Here is a 15,913-nt window from a genome sequence, read left to right as displayed (position 1 = left end):
AGGAACGGCCCCTAGGCCGCATCGCCCGGGCGCCGCGCCCCCACCAGGCTCAACACGTACTCCAGGAAGGCGGCCTCGTCCGGCATGGCGCCGCCGCCCGCCGCGATGGCGTCGGCCACTTCCAGGTGGCTGTGCAGCCAGTACTGGATCAGCGCGCCGGTGGTGATCATGGCCTGCCCCGCCGGAATGTCGGCGCGCACGAAGCCGGCTTTCTGGGCCTGCGCGAAGACCGGCACGAACAGCCGGTTCAGGCGTTCGGAGCGCGCCCGGCGCTCGGCTTCCTGCGCCCCCATCACGCGCCAAAGCTGGAAGCGCAAAGCGGCCGGGTGCGTCTTCCAGTAGCGCAGATAGCTGCCCACCATGTCAGGCACCGTGCGCGCCGTGACGGGCTGGCGCGTGATCGGCTCGATCGCGGCCAGGAAATCCTCGGTGATGCATTCCCCCACCTTGGACCAGAGGCTTTCCTTGTCTTTGAAATGATGGTGGATCAGCCCCGGCGAGACTTTGGCTTCCTGCGCGATCAGCCGCATGGTCGAACCGTCGAAACCCAGGCGGGCGAACAGCGTCAGCGCCGATTCCAGGATCACGTCGCGGGCGTCGGGCGTCGTGTATTGCGAGCGCAGCTCTGTCATGCCGGGGGTCTCCATCGTTGCGGCAACCGGCATGTTAAGGGCGCGAAACGCATCGATCAATTGACTGACCAAACGTTTAGTCAATAGAATTGCGACAAATTCTCATTAACCACCCTGGAGTTTGTCTTGCCCCCGTCACCCGCGCTCCCGCGCCGCCGCCTGTGCCGTCCCCTGCTGCTGGCGTTGTCGCTGACCCTGGCCCCGTTCTCAACGCGGGCGCAAACGCTTCCCGCAGCCGCCTCCGACGCTGCGTGGGCGTCGACGACGGCGTCGGAGGCCGTTTCCAACCCGCCCGGGGCCGGCGCCGCGGAACTGCCCGCCGTCACCGTGACCGCGCGCCGGCGCGAGGAAAGCGCGCAGGACGTGCCCATCAGCATGACCGTGCTGAACGGCGAGCAACTGCGCGCCGACGCCGCGCCGCAGGCCGGCAACGCCGGCCTGGCGCGCTCGGCGCCCAACCTGGCGTTCACCGACACGGGCGGCCAGAATTCCAACGTCTTCACCATCCGGGGCGTGGGCTCGTTCGCGCCGCTGTCGCCGGACGACACCTCGGTGGTGATGTACGCCAACGACGTGCCGCGCTCGGTCTACGGCGCGCCGCCGACGCTGCTGGACGTGAACCGGGTCGAGGTGCTGCGCGGGCCGCAAGGCACGCTGTTCGGCCGCAACACGCAGGGCGGCGCCATCAACGTGATCGCCAACCAGCCGGTGTTCGACCGCGAATACACCATACGCGGCGAGATCGGCTCGCACGGTCACCGGCTGGGCGAACTGATCGCCAACGAGGCCCTGTCGGACACCGTGGCCGCGCGCCTGGCGCTGCGCTACACCACGGTGGACGGGACCACCCCCAACCTGGCTTCGGGCGGCAAGGACGGCTGGGCCGACGTGGGCACGGCGCGCGCCACGGTGCTGTGGACGCCCGGCGCCAACACGGTGGTGACGGTCACCGGCTCGTACGACCAGCAGAAGGCCGCCGCGCCGCGCTTCGTATGGCTGCAGAACCCGCGCTTTCCGCAGACCGCCTCGGATCCCGAGAACAAGATCGACTGGAAGGACAGCAGCGGCAGCGTCAAGGTCGAGCACGAGTTCGAGCACTTCACCCTGACCTCGCTGACCAGCTACCTGGATTCGCGCTCGCGCCAGGCCTTCGACCTGACCGACGGCCTGATCTATTCGGCGATGACCGGCCGGCCCGCGTCCGTGTACAACGTGCCCTACGCCGACTACGCCAACATCCGCTTCCAGGAACAGAGCTGGCAACAGGAATTGCGCCTGAGTTCGCCGGAAACCAGCGCACTGGGCTGGACCGTGGGCGCCAACTACTTCCATTCCAGTTTCCGCAACGACACCACCGCCAAGGCCTCGCCGGCGGCGTTCAACTTCCAGACCCAGAACGGCACCCAGGCCAACCGCATCAAGACCGACAGCGCCTCGCTGTTCGGCGAGGCTAGCGTGCCGCTCACGCCCCGGCTGAAGGCCCTGGCCGGCCTGCGCTACACGCACGAGGCCAAGGACGCGCGCTACCGCTACAGCGGCAACGGCAACCCCGCGGTGGTGGCCAACTTCAGCCAGCACGACACGCTGTCCGACAATTTCGTCACCGGCCGCACCGGCCTGTCGTATGACTGGAGCGACGCGCTGATGACTTACGCCACCGTGTCGCGCGGCTATGTCTCGGGCGGCTTTGCCGGCGTGTCCGTCAACACGCCGACCGGCAAGCCGGAAACGCCGTTCGAGGCCTCGACCAGTTGGACCTACGAACTGGGCTTCAAGTCGCAATGGTTCGACCGCCGCCTGGACCTGAACGGCTCGGTGTTCCTGAACGAGGTCAAGCGCGGCCACCTGATCGTGTTCAACCCGTCGGCGCTGCTGTTCACGCCCGCCTCGCTGGATTACCGCAGCAAGGGCGCCGAACTGGAATTCGCGGCGCGCGTGCATCCCAACGTCAAGCTGATCGGCGGCGCCGGCTACACCCATGCCGAACTGGTCTCGGTGCCCGCCGGCAGCGCCACTGGCGCCCAGTCGGGCAACCGTGTGCCCAATGTGCCACGCCTGACCGCCAATCTGGGCGTGGAAGTCGAGGCGCCGGCGCGACCGCTCGGCCTGCCCGGCCAGCTCAACGGCCAGATCGTCTGGCAGCACGTCGGCGCGCGCGCGGCCGACGTCAAGGAAAGCTTCACCCTGCCCGCCTACGACGTGGTCAACCTGCGCGCTGGCTGGCGCGACGGGCCGCTGGAAATCTATGGCTTCGTCTACAACCTGTTCGACAAGCGATATCTAGTGGCGGGCCAGAGCTGGGGACCCACGGTCAGTTCTGTGCGGTTAGGACAGGAACGACTGGCGGGCGTCGGCATGAGCTGGAAGTTCTGACATGCGGACCGGCCAACCCGCCGCGCCCTGGGCGCGCCTGGCCGCCATCGCGGCCCTGTACGTGTCGCTTGGCGCGGTGCTCGGCTTCGTGCAGGGCGGCGTCGGCCCGATCCTGCGCGACAAAGGCCAGGCGCTGGCCTCGATGGCGCCGGTGTTCGCGCTGTACCTGCCGTTCGGCGTGACCTTCCTGTGGGCGCCGCTGGTGGACCGCTGGCGCCTGCCCTGGCTGGGCCGGCGCAGCGGCTGGATCGTCGCGGCGCAGGGCCTGGCGGTGCTGCTGGTGGCCGCGATCGCGCTGGGCGGCGCGTTGCCGCTGGCCGCGTTGTTCGGGCTGGGCCTGGCCGCGACGCTGGCGGTGGCGACCATGGACGTGGCGCTGGACGCCTGGACGGTCGAGCACATTGCCGACGCCCATCGCGGCGCGGCATCGGCGGCCAAGGTCGGCGGCCTGTCGCTGGGCGCGGTGCTGGGCGGCGGCGTGCTGGTCGGCCTGTTTCCCCGCCTGGGTTGGGAAGGCGCGCTGCTGTTGCTGGCCGCCCTGATGGCGCTGGCGACGCTGCCGGCCTGGCGCCTGCCCGACCACGCCGCGCCAGCGGCGGCACGGCAGGCAAGGCCGGGCCTGCGGGCCGCCCTGCGGCAACCGGCCATGGCCGGGCGCCTGCTGCGCATCAGCCTGGTCACCTGCGCGCTGATGGCGCTGTTCAACCTGAACCGGCTGATGCTGGTGGACCTGGGCGTGCCGCTGGCCCGCATCGGCTGGGTGTTGGGGGTGGCCGCGCCGCTGGCCAACCTGGCGATGGCCCTGGCGCTGCCGGCGGCGCTGCGGCGCTGCGCCCCGCGGCCCTTGCTGTGGGCCTTGCTGGCGGCCACCGTGGCCGGCGCGCTGGCCATCGTCATGGCCCTGCGCATCGGCCACGCCGACCTGGCCATCGCGGCCTCGATCGCGATCAGCGCCTGCGTCAGCGGCCTGTACATCGTCATGGGCGGCCTGATCCTGGGCTGGGCGGCGGGCGGCCAGGCCGCCACCGACTACGCGCTGCTGTACGGCCTGGGCCGCTTCGTCGGCACCCTGGCGCTGCTGGGCATGCCGGCATTGATCGCCCTCGTCGGCTGGCCTGCGTTCTATGCGCTGGCGGCCGCCTGCGCGGTGCTGGCCGTGGCCTGCTTCATGGCGGCGCTGCGAAAACCCTGATCCCTGTCGGCACAAAGGCGGCAAGCCCCGTAAACTTCCGGACATCCCATTGAGATAGATCATCGTACCCAGGGTATGGCTTCGGATAGGCTTATGCGAAATGTGAAAAACAAGTCCGCCCCCGACAAGGACAGCTATTTGTTCTCCGACCAGATTGGACACCTGCTGCGGCGCGTGTACCAACGGCATACCGCCCTGTTCCAGCAGTACATCCCCGACTCGCAGCTGACCGCGGCGCAGTTCGTCGTGCTGTGCTCGGTGCGCGACAACCAGGGCAGTTCGCTGGCGGATATCGTCAAGGCCACGGTCATCGACCAGGCCACGGTGCGCGGCGTGGTCGACCGGCTCAAGCAGCGCGAGCTGGTGCGGGTCGACCACGACCCGCACGACCGCCGCAAGGTGGTGATCAACCTGACCCCGGTGGGCCAGGAGCTGGTGCGCAAGATGGAGCCCTTTGCCCTGCAGATCACCGAAAGCACCTACGGCACGCTCAATCCCGCCGAGCGCGTGGCGCTGGAGTTCCTGCTGCGCAAGATGATCGACGGCGACGCCGGCGAATGAGGCCTGCCGGCGGTCGGCGCATGGACGAGGGGCAAGCCGGCTTCCGGCATCCGTGCGGCCGGCATAGAGGCAACCGGTACAGATAGGGACAGCCGGCATAGGGACAGCCGGCATAGGGAAAGCCGGCATAGGGAAAGCCGGCGTATGGACAACCGGCATCCGGGCGGCGCGCGTCCGCCCGGATAAGCCTTGCTCTCCCCTCGGGTGGATCAGTCCAGCGCGCGGTTGCGCGACTCGACATCGACCGCCCGGATCGACAGGGCCGCGGCCAGCAGCATCGCCGCCAGCACCGCCAGCGCCAGCGTGAAGTGGGTGGCCATGATGGGCGCGATGATGGCCGGCGCGAAAAGGCCGCCAAAGCGCGCCACCGCGCCCGCCAGCCCCATGCCGCTGGCGCGCAGGTCGGTCGGATAGACCTCGGGCGTGAAGGCGTACAGCGCGCCCCAGGTGCCCAGCAGCGCGAAGCTCATGAGCAGCGTCGAGCCGATCACCAGGAAGCTGGAGGTGCCCAGGCTGTACAGCATGCACCCCACCGCGCTCAGGATCAGGAAGCCCACCAGCGTCGGCTTGCGGCCCCAGCGTTCCACCCCGTAGGCCGACAGCGCGAAGCCCGGCAACTGCACCAGCGCCAGCAGCACCAGGAATTCCTGACCGCGCATGAAGGCGAAGCCCTGGCTGCTGAGCTTGATCGGCAGGTAGACGAACACGCCGTAGTAGGCGATGGAAATCAGCGCCCAGGCCAGGCACAGCGCGATGCTGCGGCGGCGCAGCGCGTTCGAGAACAGCGCCGACAGCGGCTTGCGCTCATGCAATTCCGGCTTGAGCTCGGGGATGTCGGTCGGACGTCCGTTGACGCGGGCCACGCGTTCGAGCACCTTGCGCGCCTGCCCCGACTTGCCGTTGCGGTTCAGGTACATCGGCGACTCGGGGATGTAGAAGCGCAGCACCACGCCGATCAGCGCCGGCAGGCCGGTGACGAAGAAGATCACGCGCCAGGCATCGTCGCCCCACGACAGCGCAGCCAGGGCCAGCAGCGCCAGGCAGATGGTGCCCAGGGCCCAGAACGACTCCAGCAGCACCAGCCAGCGGCCGCGGCGTTCGCTCGGCAGGAACTCGGCCATCATGGTGTAGTCCACCGGCAGCGTGCCGCCGACACCGATGCCAGTGACGAAGCGCAGCAACAGCAGCCAGGCGAAGTCCGGCGCGAAGGCCGAGGCCACGCCGGCGCAGGCGTCGATGACCACCGCCATCATCAGCACCGGGCGGCGGCCGATGCGGTCGGCCAGCCGGCCAAACGCGAAGGCGCCGATCAGCATGCCGACGAAGAACGCGGTGCCGGTCTGCAGGGCTTCGGGCACCGGGATGCCGAAGGTGCGGGCGATCGAAGGCGCGCTGAAACCGATCGACAGCACCTGCATGGCGTCGGCCAGCCAGACCAGGCCGAAGATCATGAACAGCCGGTACTGGAACTTGCCGACGCCGGCGGTCTTGATGCCTTGTTCCACCGTAATGAATGAAGCTGACATATGCGTGATTCCCTTTGTGTGTCGCGCGCGGGGTCCGCGCCCGATACGGGCGTCGGCCCCGGTCCGGTACGTGGCCGCCCCCACGGACGCGGGATGCAGCAACGCCCCTCGGCGCCGGGCAGGCGTCGATGGAAAACCGATGCGCGCGATGTTGTGTCGCGAGGCGCGGCCGGATCCGCCATGGATCGCGAACCGCCGCCCCGTCTTCCCCTTACTGCGGCTGCGCGTGCTGGCGCAGCTTGCCTATGGTCGTCGTGTCAACTGGCCAAGCCTCTTCCTCCGGCGCGAACCGCGCGCGCAAATAGTCGATCAAATCGCCGATCTGCCTGTCGTCCAGGCTGTTGCCGAACGCCGGCATGTAGCCCAGGGCATCGTCGGCCGGGGCCTGGATGCCGTGGAGGATCACCTGGATCAGGTTGTCCGGCGATGCGGCGTGCAGATTGGTGTTCTGGCCCAGCAGGGGTTTGACCCCGAACAGGGTCGGCCCGCTGCCGGCTTCATGGCAGACGGCGCAGGCGTTCTGGTAGATGCGTTCGCCGCTGGCGCGGCGCAGCGTGATGGCCTCGCTGACGGCGGCGGGCGCGGGGACCGCGTTGATGGCGGCGGCGGCGGTTGCGGTCGTGACCGCCGGGGCGGCGACGACGCTGGCCGACGTGGCGGCGCTTGCCGTGGCCGTGGTCGTAGCCGTGGTCGTAGCCGTACCCGTGGCCGTGGCCGTGGCCGTGGCAGTAGCTGTAGCCGTCGCGCGCGCCGCCGACGACGTCCGTCCCGGCACCGCCAGCAGATAGGTGACGATGGCCTTCAGGTCGCTGGCCGGCAGTTCGGCCAGCCCATGGATCACGGGCGCCATGGGGCCCGCGGCCACGCCATGGCGCGGTGAATAGCCGGTGCGCAGGTACTGGAACAGCTCCTCGCCCGACCAGGCCCGCTCACCCGTGGCGAGCTGGTTCAGCGCCGGCGCGTTCCAGCCCTCGGCCTGGCCGCCGGCCAGGTAGGCCAGTCCCCCCTTCTCCGCGCCCAGTGCGTTGCGCGGCGAATGGCAGGCGGCGCAATGGCCCACGCCTTCCACCAGATACGCGCCGCGATTCCATTCGGCGTCCTGCGAGGGATCCGGCGTGAATGGCTTGGGATCGTGGAACAGCAGGTTCCAGCCGGCCAGCAGCGGCCGCAGGTTGAACGGAAAGCCCAGCTCGGTGCGCGGCGGCGTCGCGGCCACAGGCGGCTGCGACATCAGGTAGCCGTACAGCGCCTGCAGGTCGGCGTCGCTGAGCTTGGCATAGGCCGTGTAGGGAAACGCCGGATACAGCTGGCGGCCGTCCTGGTGGATGCCCTGGCGCATGGCGCGTTCAAAGGCCGCGTATGACCAGCGGCCGATGCCGGTCTGCGCATCGGGGGTGATGTTGGTGGAATAGATGACGCCGAACGGCGTCTCCAGCGCCAGGCCGCCGGCGTTGCGCGCGCCGCCCGGCGCGGTGTGGCAGGCCACGCAGTCGCCGGCCGCCGCCACCAGCCGGCCGCGCTCGATTGCCTGCGCCGAATACAAAGAAGCGTCGGGCCCGGCCGTCAGCGGCAGCGCCGGCTTCAGCGGCCACAACGCGGTGGCCATGGCCGCCAGTCCGGCCGCGCCGGCCGCCAGCCAGCCCCAGCCCCGGCGCAACGCGCCCTTCCCGCCGGTCGCGCGCCGGTCCGCCAGCGCCAGGCGCAACTGGCCGGCGTCAAACGGCGCCTGCCGCAGGCGCACGCCGGTGGCGTCCTGAATGGCGTTGGCGATGGCGGCGGCGGCGGGCAGCGTCAACACGCCATCCACGTCCAGACGTCCTTCACGCAACGGGCCGGGCACGTCCGGCGCCGCGATGGCGACCGCATCCGAGCCCGCGGTCGACGGCATCGGTTCGGCGCCGCGCCAATCGTCGAACGCCGCCGGGCCGGCAATGAGGCGGCGGGCATCGGCCAGCCGCTCGGGTTGCTGGCGTGTGATGGCCAGGCGCGTGGTCGCGCCTTGTGCCGCGCGCAGGTCCTGGCTGTCGTGGCCGGCGACGACGCGCGTCACCTCGATGCGCCCGGTGGCGGGCTGGATCGCCACGTCGGCCACCCAGACGCTCCAGACCATCTGCGCCGAACCATCCTCGGCCTCGCAGCGGACCTGCGCCGTGGCCAGGCCGGTGCCGCGCAGCAGGCCATCGGCGGCCGACGTGGCGTCCCGCGCCGTGGCCGCCTGCGCCTGTTCCACCACCTGGCGCGCCAGTTCGCGGCCGCGATCATCGGCCATGTGCCGCAGCCGCCAGTCCACCGGATCCTCGCCCGCCGCCAGCGCCCGCTCGTGCCACAGGCTTTCGCCGGCGAACACCTGGGCCGCGTTCAATTCATCGACACTGGCGTGCGGCAGATCCCGCGATGCCGCCGGCGCCAGCACCGGGCTGTCGCCCCGCACCGTGGCCTGGCCGCAGGCCTGGGCGTGACCAGGCCGCGCCAGCAGGCGCGCCAGGCTGGGACGCACGGCCCAGGGGTGGCGCGAACGCAGCGCCGGGCCCGCCGCCAGATCCGCTTCGCGCAACGCCAGGGTGGCCGCGGCCGCTGGCCGGCAGGCCACGCACACGGGCCGCCCCACCGCCTCGGACAGCAGCGCGGCGTCGGCGGCGGCGTCCAGCAGATCGAGCGCGTGCGGCGGCAGGCCGGCTTCGGCCGCGCCCTGCGGCCAGTCGGCCAGGCGCACCGCGTGCCCGGAACAGTCCATCAGCGCCGCCAGCTCGCGCCGCAGCCAGGCCTGCGAGGCGGCCGCCGGCGGCGGCAGCCACAGCGTCAGGCGGCCGTCCAGGCACCACGCCGCGACGCGCGCGCCGGAAGCGGTTTCAGCGGATCGCCATAGATATTCGCGATCGCCGTCCGAATCCTCTTCCGAAGGGGCGGCGGTCTCCTCGCGCGCGGGCGGACCATCGCCGCGCCACACGGGCGCCATGCAGGCCAGCGCCTGCCGCGCATGCGCCGGCGTCACCGCCACCACGCCGACAAAGTGCTCCCGCCGCACCACGGCCACCACGCCCGCCTGGGCTCGCGCTTCCCCCAGGTTCACGCTGTCGAGCGCGCTGCCGCGATAGCGCGCGCCGTCCCAGCGGGCCACGGGCGGGCGCAAGGCCAGTCCATGCAGCAGATCGGACGGCGGCGCGATGGCGCCCATCGGGCTCCCGGGCAGCAACGCGCTCATGCGCCCGCCCCTTCGGCCCCGCGCGGCGCGACCTCGGCCCGCAATTGCACCGCGCGCAGCGCCGCCTGCATGATCTCGACATGCGTGCCGCAGCGGCACAGGTTGTGATGCAGCTCGCTGCGCAGCGCCTGCTCGGACGGCGCCGGGTCGCGGCGCAGCAGCGCCTCGACCGTCATGATCATGCCGTTCAGGCAATAGCCGCACTGGGCCGCCTGGCATTCGATAAAGGCGCGCTGCGTCGGCCCGGGCCGCTCGCGCGAACCCAGGCCTTCAAGCGTGGTGACCTCGCGCCCTTGCGCCGCCCTCACCGGAATCACACAGGACCGCGCCGCCACGCCGTCGATCAGCACCGTGCAGGCGCCGCACTCGCCCAGGCCGCAGCCGTACTTGGGCCCGTTCAGCGCCAGATCGTTGCGCAACACCAGCAGCAGCGAGGTCGCCGGCGGCGCCGCCACGCGCACGACGCTGCCGTTGACCTTCAGGCCGATCGGCTCGGCGGGCGGGGTGTTGGCGGGATGTCCCATGGTGTGTGCGGCGAAGGTCTGGTGGATGAAGGACGGCGGGCGCGTCAGGCCGCCGCCTTGGCCTTCGGTTCGACCAGCGGCTCGCTGAACACGTCGTAGCCGAAACACCAGCTGGGGTCCTCATTGGTCCGCAGCCAGGTGTTGTCGTGCGAAATGCGCTGCACCTTGCTGGCGCGCTCGGCGCGGTTGGCTTCGTACAGCGCGAAAGCCAATTCGTGATTATGCGCCCCCACTTCCTTGAAGCAACGCACCAGCATCGCGCCGTCCTCGATGGCCATGGCCGCGCCCTGCGCCATGTGCGGTTTCATCGGGTGGCAGGCGTCGCCCAGCAGCACCAGGCGGCCGCGGCTCCACAGCGGCAGCGGGTCGCGCTCCAGCAGCGACCACTTGGTCACCTCGACGGTGGCGTCGATCAGCGCCTGCACCGTGGGATGCCAGCCCTGGAAGGCCTCGCGCATTTCGTCCTTGCTGCTGGGCAGCCAGCGGTCGTTCAGGTCCCATTGCTCGACCGGCACGCCGGTCACGTAGTAGAGCTCGTCGGCCTTGCTGGTGACGAAGTACGTCATCATGTGGCGGTCATCGGTCCACCACTTCACGCAGGCGTCGAACGGCAGCATGCCGGCCTTGACCTCGGGCGTGGGGAACACCGCGCGATGGGCCAGGTAGCCGGCGTACTTGGGAGGCTCGGGCCCCAGCAGGGCCTCGCGGATGTGGGAATTGACGCCGTCGGCGCCGATCACGATGTCGGCATGCTCGACGCTGCCGTCGGCAAAGCGCATCTCGACGTCGTTGCCGCGGTCGGTGACGCCGACCAGGTGCCTGGAATACGCCATCACGCGCTCGGGCAGCGCCTCGATCAGCAGGGCGTGGAAGTCGCCGCGGTGCACCGTCAGGTACGACGCGCCGTAGGTCTTGACGGCGTAGTCGCCCAGCGGAATCCGCGCCAGCACGTCGCCGGTCAGGCCGTGGCGGCTGTACCAGTAGTCGGGGTGCGAGCCCTGGGCGTTGAGCGCGTCCTCGATGCCGATGCGGCGCAGGATCTTCATGACGTTGGGGCCAACGTGGATACCGGCGCCCAGCCGCGAAAAACTCGGCGCCTGTTCGTACACGCGCACGTCGAAGCCTTCCTGCAGCAGGAGCGAGGCGGTGGCGGCGCCACCGAGGCCGGCGCCGATCACGGCGATGCGGGGGGATTTAGACAAGACGCTCTCCTACTTTTCTATGTATACACTCTATTTTTTCCAGATGGAAAACCGCACCATCGTGGATCCGAAACTGTCCGCCTGTGCCCAAAACAGTGCATTTTTATGCACATATAGGTAAAAACCACTATGAACATCGGCTTTGCGATTCACCTCGCTGTTTGCAAGAATAGAGCGTCTACACTGTTTTTTAATTTATCGAAAACCCTAAGATGGATCCGCGCTTCACGTCATCACGCTCGATCCGCGCCCTGCGCGGCGCAAGCGATGACCGCCGGATCCCGTCCTGGCATCGACCCACCCGGAGCACGGCATGAGCCAACCATCCAGCACCTTCCTGTACGGCGCCAACGTCCACGCCAACGGCATCCGCCAGCACTACCTGCGCTACGGCGGCGCGGACGGCGCGCGCGCCGAACGCGACGCGCTCATCCTGATCCCCGGCATCACCAGCCCGGCCGTGACCTGGGGTTTCGTAGCCGAGCGCCTGGGCCAGCGCTACGACACCTATGTGCTGGACGTGCGCGGCCGCGGCCTGTCCAGCGCCGACCCCGGCCTGGACTACGGCCTGGACGCGCAGGCCGCCGACGTGCTGGCGCTGGCGCAGGCGCTGGGCCTGCAGCGCTATGCGCTGATGGGCCATTCCATGGGCGGCCGCATCGCGGTGCGCGCGGCCCGCGGCCAGCCGGCCGGCCTGACGCGGCTGGTCATCGTCGACCCGCCCGTCTCCGGCCCGGGCCGCCGCCCCTACCCCGCCAAGCTGGCCTGGTACGTCGACTCGATCCGCCAGGCCACGCACGGCATGGACGCCGAGGCCATGCGCGCCTTCTGCCCCACCTGGACCGAGGAACAGCGGCGCCTGCGCGCGCAATGGCTGCACACCTGCCACGAGCCCGCCATCGTGCGCAGCTTCGAGGACTTCGGCCGCGACGACATCCATGCCGACCTGCCGCATGTGCGCGTGCCGCAGTTGCTGATGACCGCCGAGAACGGCGGCGTGGTCGGCGACGAGGACGTGGCCGAATGGCAGGGCCTGGCGCCCGACACCCTGCACCGGCGCGTGCCCGCCGCCGGCCACATGATCCCGTGGGACAACGAGGCCGGTTTCCACGAGGCGCTGGGCGACTTCCTCGAACCGCGCGGCTGAATCGCGCCCTTCCCCCTTCTTCGACAGGAGTCCGCCATGCCCGTCAGCGACATCGACCTGATCCGCGCCTGGAAACAGGTGCTCACGCTTTCCCGCCTAGAAGCCGGCCAGACCGTGACCGTACTCACCGGCGCCGACACCCATCCGCAGACGTTGCGCTGCGCCATCGCCGCCGCCGGCGACATGGGCGCGCGCGTCAACCGCCTGGATCTGCCGCCGGTCAACGGCGAAAAATCCCTCAGCCGCGACTCACTGGCCTACCTGGGCACCACGCCGCTGACCGGCAACCCCGCCGCCATCGCCGCGCTCAAGGCCAGCAACCTGGTGCTGGACCTGATGACGCTGCTGTTCTCGCCCGAGCAGCACGAGATCCTGCAGGGCGGCACCAAGATCCTGCTGGCGGTCGAGCCGCCCGAGATCCTGTGCCGCCTGGTGCCGACCCAGGCCGACCGCGCCCGCGTGCGCGCGGCCGCGGCGCAAATCGCCGAGGCGCGCCAGATGCGCATCAGCTCACGGGCCGGCACCGACCTGCAATGCCGCCTGGGCAGCTTCCCGGCGATTTCCGAATACGGCTTCGTCGACGAGCCAGGGCGCTGGGATCACTGGCCCAGCGGCTTCGTGCTGACCTGGCCCGACGAGGGCCACAGCAACGGCCAGGTGGTGCTGGACCGCGGCGACATCCTGCTGCCGATGAAGGACTACGTGACCGACCCGATCACGCTGACCGTCGAGCGCGGCTACGTCACCCGCATCCAGGGCGGCCTGCAGGCCGAGGTGCTGCGAGACTACATGGCCTCGTACGAAGACCCCGAGGCCTACGCCGTCTCGCACATCGGCTGGGGCCTGCAGCCGCGCGCCCACTGGTCAATGCTGGGCCACTACGGCAAGGAAACCCATATCGGCATGGACGCCCGCGCCTTCGAGGGCAACTTCCTCTGGTCCATGGGGCCCAATAACGAGGCCGGCGGCCAACGCACCACCGCCTGCCATATCGACATCCCGATGCGCCATTGCACGGTGATGCTGGATGATCGCGCCGTCGTCATCGACGGCGTGGTGCAGGACGAACCCGGGCTGGCGCGCGCCGCCCGCCGCAAGGAGCTGGCATGACCACCACCGTTCCCGCCGGGGATATCTCGGCCTACGCCCGCCAGGGCTTCGGCACGCCGCTGCCGTTGAAGGCGCCGTTCGGCCTGCTGATCATCGACTTCGTCAACGGCTTCGCCGACCCCGCCGTGTTCGGTGGCGGCAACATCCCGCAGGCCATCGAGCGCACCCGCGCCTTGCTGGCGCATGCGCGCGAACAGGGCTGGCCGGTGGCGCACAGCCGCATCGTGTTCTCGGACGACGACGCCGACAGCAACATCTTCTGCCTCAAGGTGCCGGGCATGCTGACCCTGAAGGAAGACAGCCACAACAGCGCCATCGTGCCGCAACTGGCGCCCGCGCCCGGCGAATACGTAGTTCGCAAGAGCACGCCGTCGGCGTTCTACGGCACCATGCTGGCGCCGTGGCTGGCGCAGCGCGGCGTGCAGACGCTGGTGGTGGCCGGCTGCGTCACCAGCGGCTGCGTGCGCGCCAGCGTGGTCGACGCCATGCAGGCCGGCTTCCGGCCGCTGGTGGTGTCCGACTGCTGCGGCGACCGCGCGCTCGGGCCGCACGAGGCCAACCTGTTCGACATGGCGCAGAAGTACGCCGCCGTCATGCCGCTGGATCAGGCGCTGGCCGACATCGCCGCGCTGCCCGGCGCGGCGCGATAGCGGCATAATCAGCCAATCCGCCCGGATCGCCTTCGCCCATGAACCTGCCCCATCCCCGCGCGCTGCACGACGCGCTGCTGACCCACCCCGGCGCGCTGCTGGTCGTGCGCGCCCCGACCGCGCCGCCTCGTCCGGCGCCCGGGCAGCCGGGCGTGGTCTCGGATTACGTGCAGGACACGCCCGAAGTCTTCGTGGCGGTGCTGGCCGATGAGGCCGCGCCGGGCGGCTGGCGCGCGCTGGCCTTCAACGGTCACGTCGACCTGGGCACCGGCATCCGCACCGCGCTGGCGCAGATCGTGGCCGAGGAACTGCACGTGCCGGTGGCGCGACTGGAAATGGTGCTGGGCCACACCAACGCCACCCCCAACCAGGGGCCCACCATCGCCAGCGCCAGCATCCAGATCTCGGCCGCCCCGTTGCGCCGCGCCGCCGCCCAGGCGCGCGAGCACCTGCTGGCGCGGGCCGCGCGACAATGGGGCGTGGCGGCGGACACGCTGCGCCTGCGCGACGGCATCGTGCGTCCCGCCGATGCGGGCGACGAACGCGCCCTGCACTACGGTCAACTGGTGCAGGGCCAGCACACCCGGCTGGAGCTGGCCACCGATGATTCCCAGGTGCGGCTCAAGCCGGCCCGCGACTACACCGTGGTCGGCAGCGCCGTCGCGCGCGTCGACATTCCGGCCAAGGCCACCGGCGAACTGAGCTTCGTGCACGACGTGCGCGTGCCCGGCATGCGCCACGGCCGCGTGGTGCGCCCGCCGCACCCCGGCCGCGACGCCGGCGACTTCATCGGCCGCTGCCTGATCGACGTCGACAGCGATTCCGTCGCGCACCTGCCGGGCCGCGTCCAGGTGGTGGTGCAAGGCGATTTCATCGGCGTGGTGGCGGATCGCGAGGAACAGGCCGAAGCCGCCATGCGCGCGCTCAAGGTGCGCTGGAAACCGGTGCCGCCCGCGCCCGTGCTGGACGACCTGGCCAGCGCCATCCGCGCCAACCCCGCCCGCCGCCGGCTGCTGCTGGAGGAAGGCGACGTCGAGGCCGCCTGTGCCGCCGCCCCCGTGCGCCTGCGCCGCACCTACGTCTGGCCCTACCAGATGCACGCGTCCATCGGGCCGTCCTGCGCGGTGGCCGACCATCGCGACGGCCGCCTCACGGTCTGGGCCGGCACCCAGAACCCGCACATGCTGCGCGCCGACCTGAACCGCCTGCTCAAGCTGGGCGAGGACCGCATCGAGATCATCCGCATGGAGGCCGCCGGCTGCTACGGCCGCAACTGCGCCGACGACGTCTGCGCCGACGCCGCGCTGCTGTCGGCCGCCGTCGGCGCGCCGGTGCGGGTGCAACTGATGCGCGACCAGGAACACCAGTGGGAACCCAAGGGCACGGGCCAACTCATGGACGTGGCCGCCGCGCTGGACGACGAGGGCCAACTGCTGGCCTATGACTTCGAGGTGCGCTATCCGTCCAACGACGCGCCGCTGCTGGCGCTGCTGCTGACCGGCGCCGTGCCGGGCGAGCCGCGCGTGCTGGAAATGGGCGACCGCACCGCGGTCCCGCCCTACCGCTATGCCAGCCGGCGCATCGTCTGCCACGACACCGCGCCGCTGGTGCGCGCCTCGTGGCTGCGCGGCGTCTCGGCGCTGCCCAGCTCGTTCGCGCACGACTGCATGATCGACGAGCTGGCCGAGGCGGCCGGGGCCGACCCGGTCGCGTTCCGGCTCAGCCACCTGGACGATGCGCGCGCCATCGCGCTGCTGGAGGCCACGGCGGCGCGCGCCGGCTGGCAGGCCGGCG

12 protein-coding genes are annotated in these 15,913 nt (G+C 70.6%); 7 read left to right on the top strand and 5 right to left on the bottom strand.

The genetic code is table 11. The features are described 5' to 3' along the window. Positions 1 to 11 precede the first annotated feature (11 nt). Positions 12 to 632 carry a TetR/AcrR family transcriptional regulator gene (locus tag AruCF_RS11795; protein ID WP_054415957.1) on the bottom strand — a complete coding sequence of 207 codons (621 nt, stop codon included), beginning with the start codon at positions 630 to 632 and terminating at the stop codon, positions 12 to 14. Between the two features lie 126 nt (positions 633 to 758). Between AruCF_RS11795 and AruCF_RS11790 the strand changes: the two genes are divergently transcribed. The 3 genes from AruCF_RS11790 to AruCF_RS11780 all read left to right on the top strand — a co-directional run bounded on the left by AruCF_RS11790 (position 759) and on the right by AruCF_RS11780 (position 4,758). Continuing rightward, a complete protein-coding gene (locus AruCF_RS11790; RefSeq protein ID WP_083036722.1) occupies positions 759 to 3,005 on the top strand; it encodes a TonB-dependent receptor in 2,247 nt (748 codons plus the stop codon). A gap of 1 nt (position 3,006) precedes the next feature. After that, the gene (locus AruCF_RS11785; protein WP_083036721.1) at positions 3,007 to 4,197 is read left to right on the top strand and encodes an MFS transporter; all 1,191 of its coding nucleotides are present in this window, start codon (positions 3,007 to 3,009) and stop codon (positions 4,195 to 4,197) included. 93 nt (positions 4,198 to 4,290) lie between these two features. After that, positions 4,291 to 4,758 carry a MarR family winged helix-turn-helix transcriptional regulator gene (locus tag AruCF_RS11780; protein WP_054415559.1) on the top strand — a complete coding sequence of 156 codons (468 nt, stop codon included), beginning with the start codon at positions 4,291 to 4,293 and terminating at the stop codon, positions 4,756 to 4,758. Between the two features lie 209 nt (positions 4,759 to 4,967). Here the strand turns inward: AruCF_RS11780 and AruCF_RS11775 are convergent, their stop codons facing one another. The 4 genes from AruCF_RS11775 to AruCF_RS11760 form a co-directional block, all read right to left on the bottom strand. Then, positions 4,968 to 6,284 (bottom strand): MFS transporter, encoded by a 1,317-nt coding sequence (locus AruCF_RS11775; protein WP_054415561.1) that lies wholly within the window; start codon positions 6,282 to 6,284, stop codon positions 4,968 to 4,970. A gap of 211 nt (positions 6,285 to 6,495) precedes the next feature. After that, positions 6,496 to 9,486, bottom strand: coding sequence for a c-type cytochrome (locus AruCF_RS11770; protein ID WP_083036719.1), 2,991 nt, complete (start codon positions 9,484 to 9,486; stop codon positions 6,496 to 6,498). Continuing rightward, on the bottom strand, positions 9,483 to 10,010 hold the full coding sequence (locus AruCF_RS11765; protein WP_063570130.1) for a (2Fe-2S)-binding protein: 528 nt from the start codon (positions 10,008 to 10,010) through the stop codon (positions 9,483 to 9,485). The genes AruCF_RS11770 and AruCF_RS11765 overlap by 4 nt, the downstream gene beginning before the upstream one ends. A 44-nt stretch (positions 10,011 to 10,054) precedes the next feature. Next, a complete protein-coding gene (locus AruCF_RS11760; protein ID WP_063570129.1) occupies positions 10,055 to 11,212 on the bottom strand; it encodes an FAD-dependent monooxygenase in 1,158 nt (385 codons plus the stop codon). A gap of 313 nt (positions 11,213 to 11,525) precedes the next feature. Between AruCF_RS11760 and AruCF_RS11755 the strand changes: the two genes are divergently transcribed. The 4 genes from AruCF_RS11755 to AruCF_RS11740 form a co-directional block, all read left to right on the top strand. After that, the gene (locus AruCF_RS11755) at positions 11,526 to 12,359 is read left to right on the top strand and encodes an alpha/beta fold hydrolase (protein WP_038503770.1); all 834 of its coding nucleotides are present in this window, start codon (positions 11,526 to 11,528) and stop codon (positions 12,357 to 12,359) included. Between the two features lie 36 nt (positions 12,360 to 12,395). Next, entirely contained in the window at positions 12,396 to 13,469 is a 1,074-nt protein-coding gene (locus tag AruCF_RS11750) for a 2,5-dihydroxypyridine 5,6-dioxygenase NicX family protein (RefSeq protein ID WP_063570128.1), read from the top strand. Continuing rightward, positions 13,466 to 14,119, top strand: a complete 654-nt coding sequence (locus AruCF_RS11745; protein ID WP_063570127.1) for an isochorismatase family protein — start codon at positions 13,466 to 13,468, stop codon at positions 14,117 to 14,119. Before AruCF_RS11750 ends, AruCF_RS11745 begins: the two co-directional genes overlap by 4 nt. 38 nt (positions 14,120 to 14,157) lie before the next feature. Further along, the coding region (locus AruCF_RS11740) for a xanthine dehydrogenase family protein molybdopterin-binding subunit (RefSeq protein ID WP_254431192.1) at positions 14,158 to 15,913 on the top strand (1,756 nt) is incomplete at its 3' end.

The organism is Achromobacter ruhlandii, from assembly GCF_002082135.1.
GTDB classification, from domain to species: domain Bacteria; phylum Pseudomonadota; class Gammaproteobacteria; order Burkholderiales; family Burkholderiaceae_B; genus Achromobacter; species Achromobacter ruhlandii.
This window is presented reverse-complemented; position numbering and strand designations above follow the sequence as displayed.

Bases quoted from the DNA above. Each gene is read 5' to 3' on its own strand.
- AruCF_RS11785 (WP_083036721.1), top strand. From the start codon at position 3,007: ATGCGGACCGGCCAACCCGCCGCGCCCTGGGCGCGCCTGGCCGCCATC.
- AruCF_RS11755 (WP_038503770.1), top strand. From the start codon at position 11,526: ATGAGCCAACCATCCAGCACCTTCCTGTACGGCGCCAACGTCCACGCC.
- AruCF_RS11770 (WP_083036719.1), bottom strand. From the start codon at position 9,486: ATGAGCGCGTTGCTGCCCGGGAGCCCGATGGGCGCCATCGCGCCGCCG.
- AruCF_RS11780 (WP_054415559.1), top strand. From the start codon at position 4,291: ATGCGAAATGTGAAAAACAAGTCCGCCCCCGACAAGGACAGCTATTTG.
- AruCF_RS11795 (WP_054415957.1), bottom strand. From the start codon at position 632: ATGACAGAGCTGCGCTCGCAATACACGACGCCCGACGCCCGCGACGTG.
- AruCF_RS11745 (WP_063570127.1), top strand. From the start codon at position 13,466: ATGACCACCACCGTTCCCGCCGGGGATATCTCGGCCTACGCCCGCCAG.
- AruCF_RS11775 (WP_054415561.1), bottom strand. From the start codon at position 6,284: ATGTCAGCTTCATTCATTACGGTGGAACAAGGCATCAAGACCGCCGGC.
- AruCF_RS11750 (WP_063570128.1), top strand. From the start codon at position 12,396: ATGCCCGTCAGCGACATCGACCTGATCCGCGCCTGGAAACAGGTGCTC.
- AruCF_RS11765 (WP_063570130.1), bottom strand. From the start codon at position 10,010: ATGGGACATCCCGCCAACACCCCGCCCGCCGAGCCGATCGGCCTGAAG.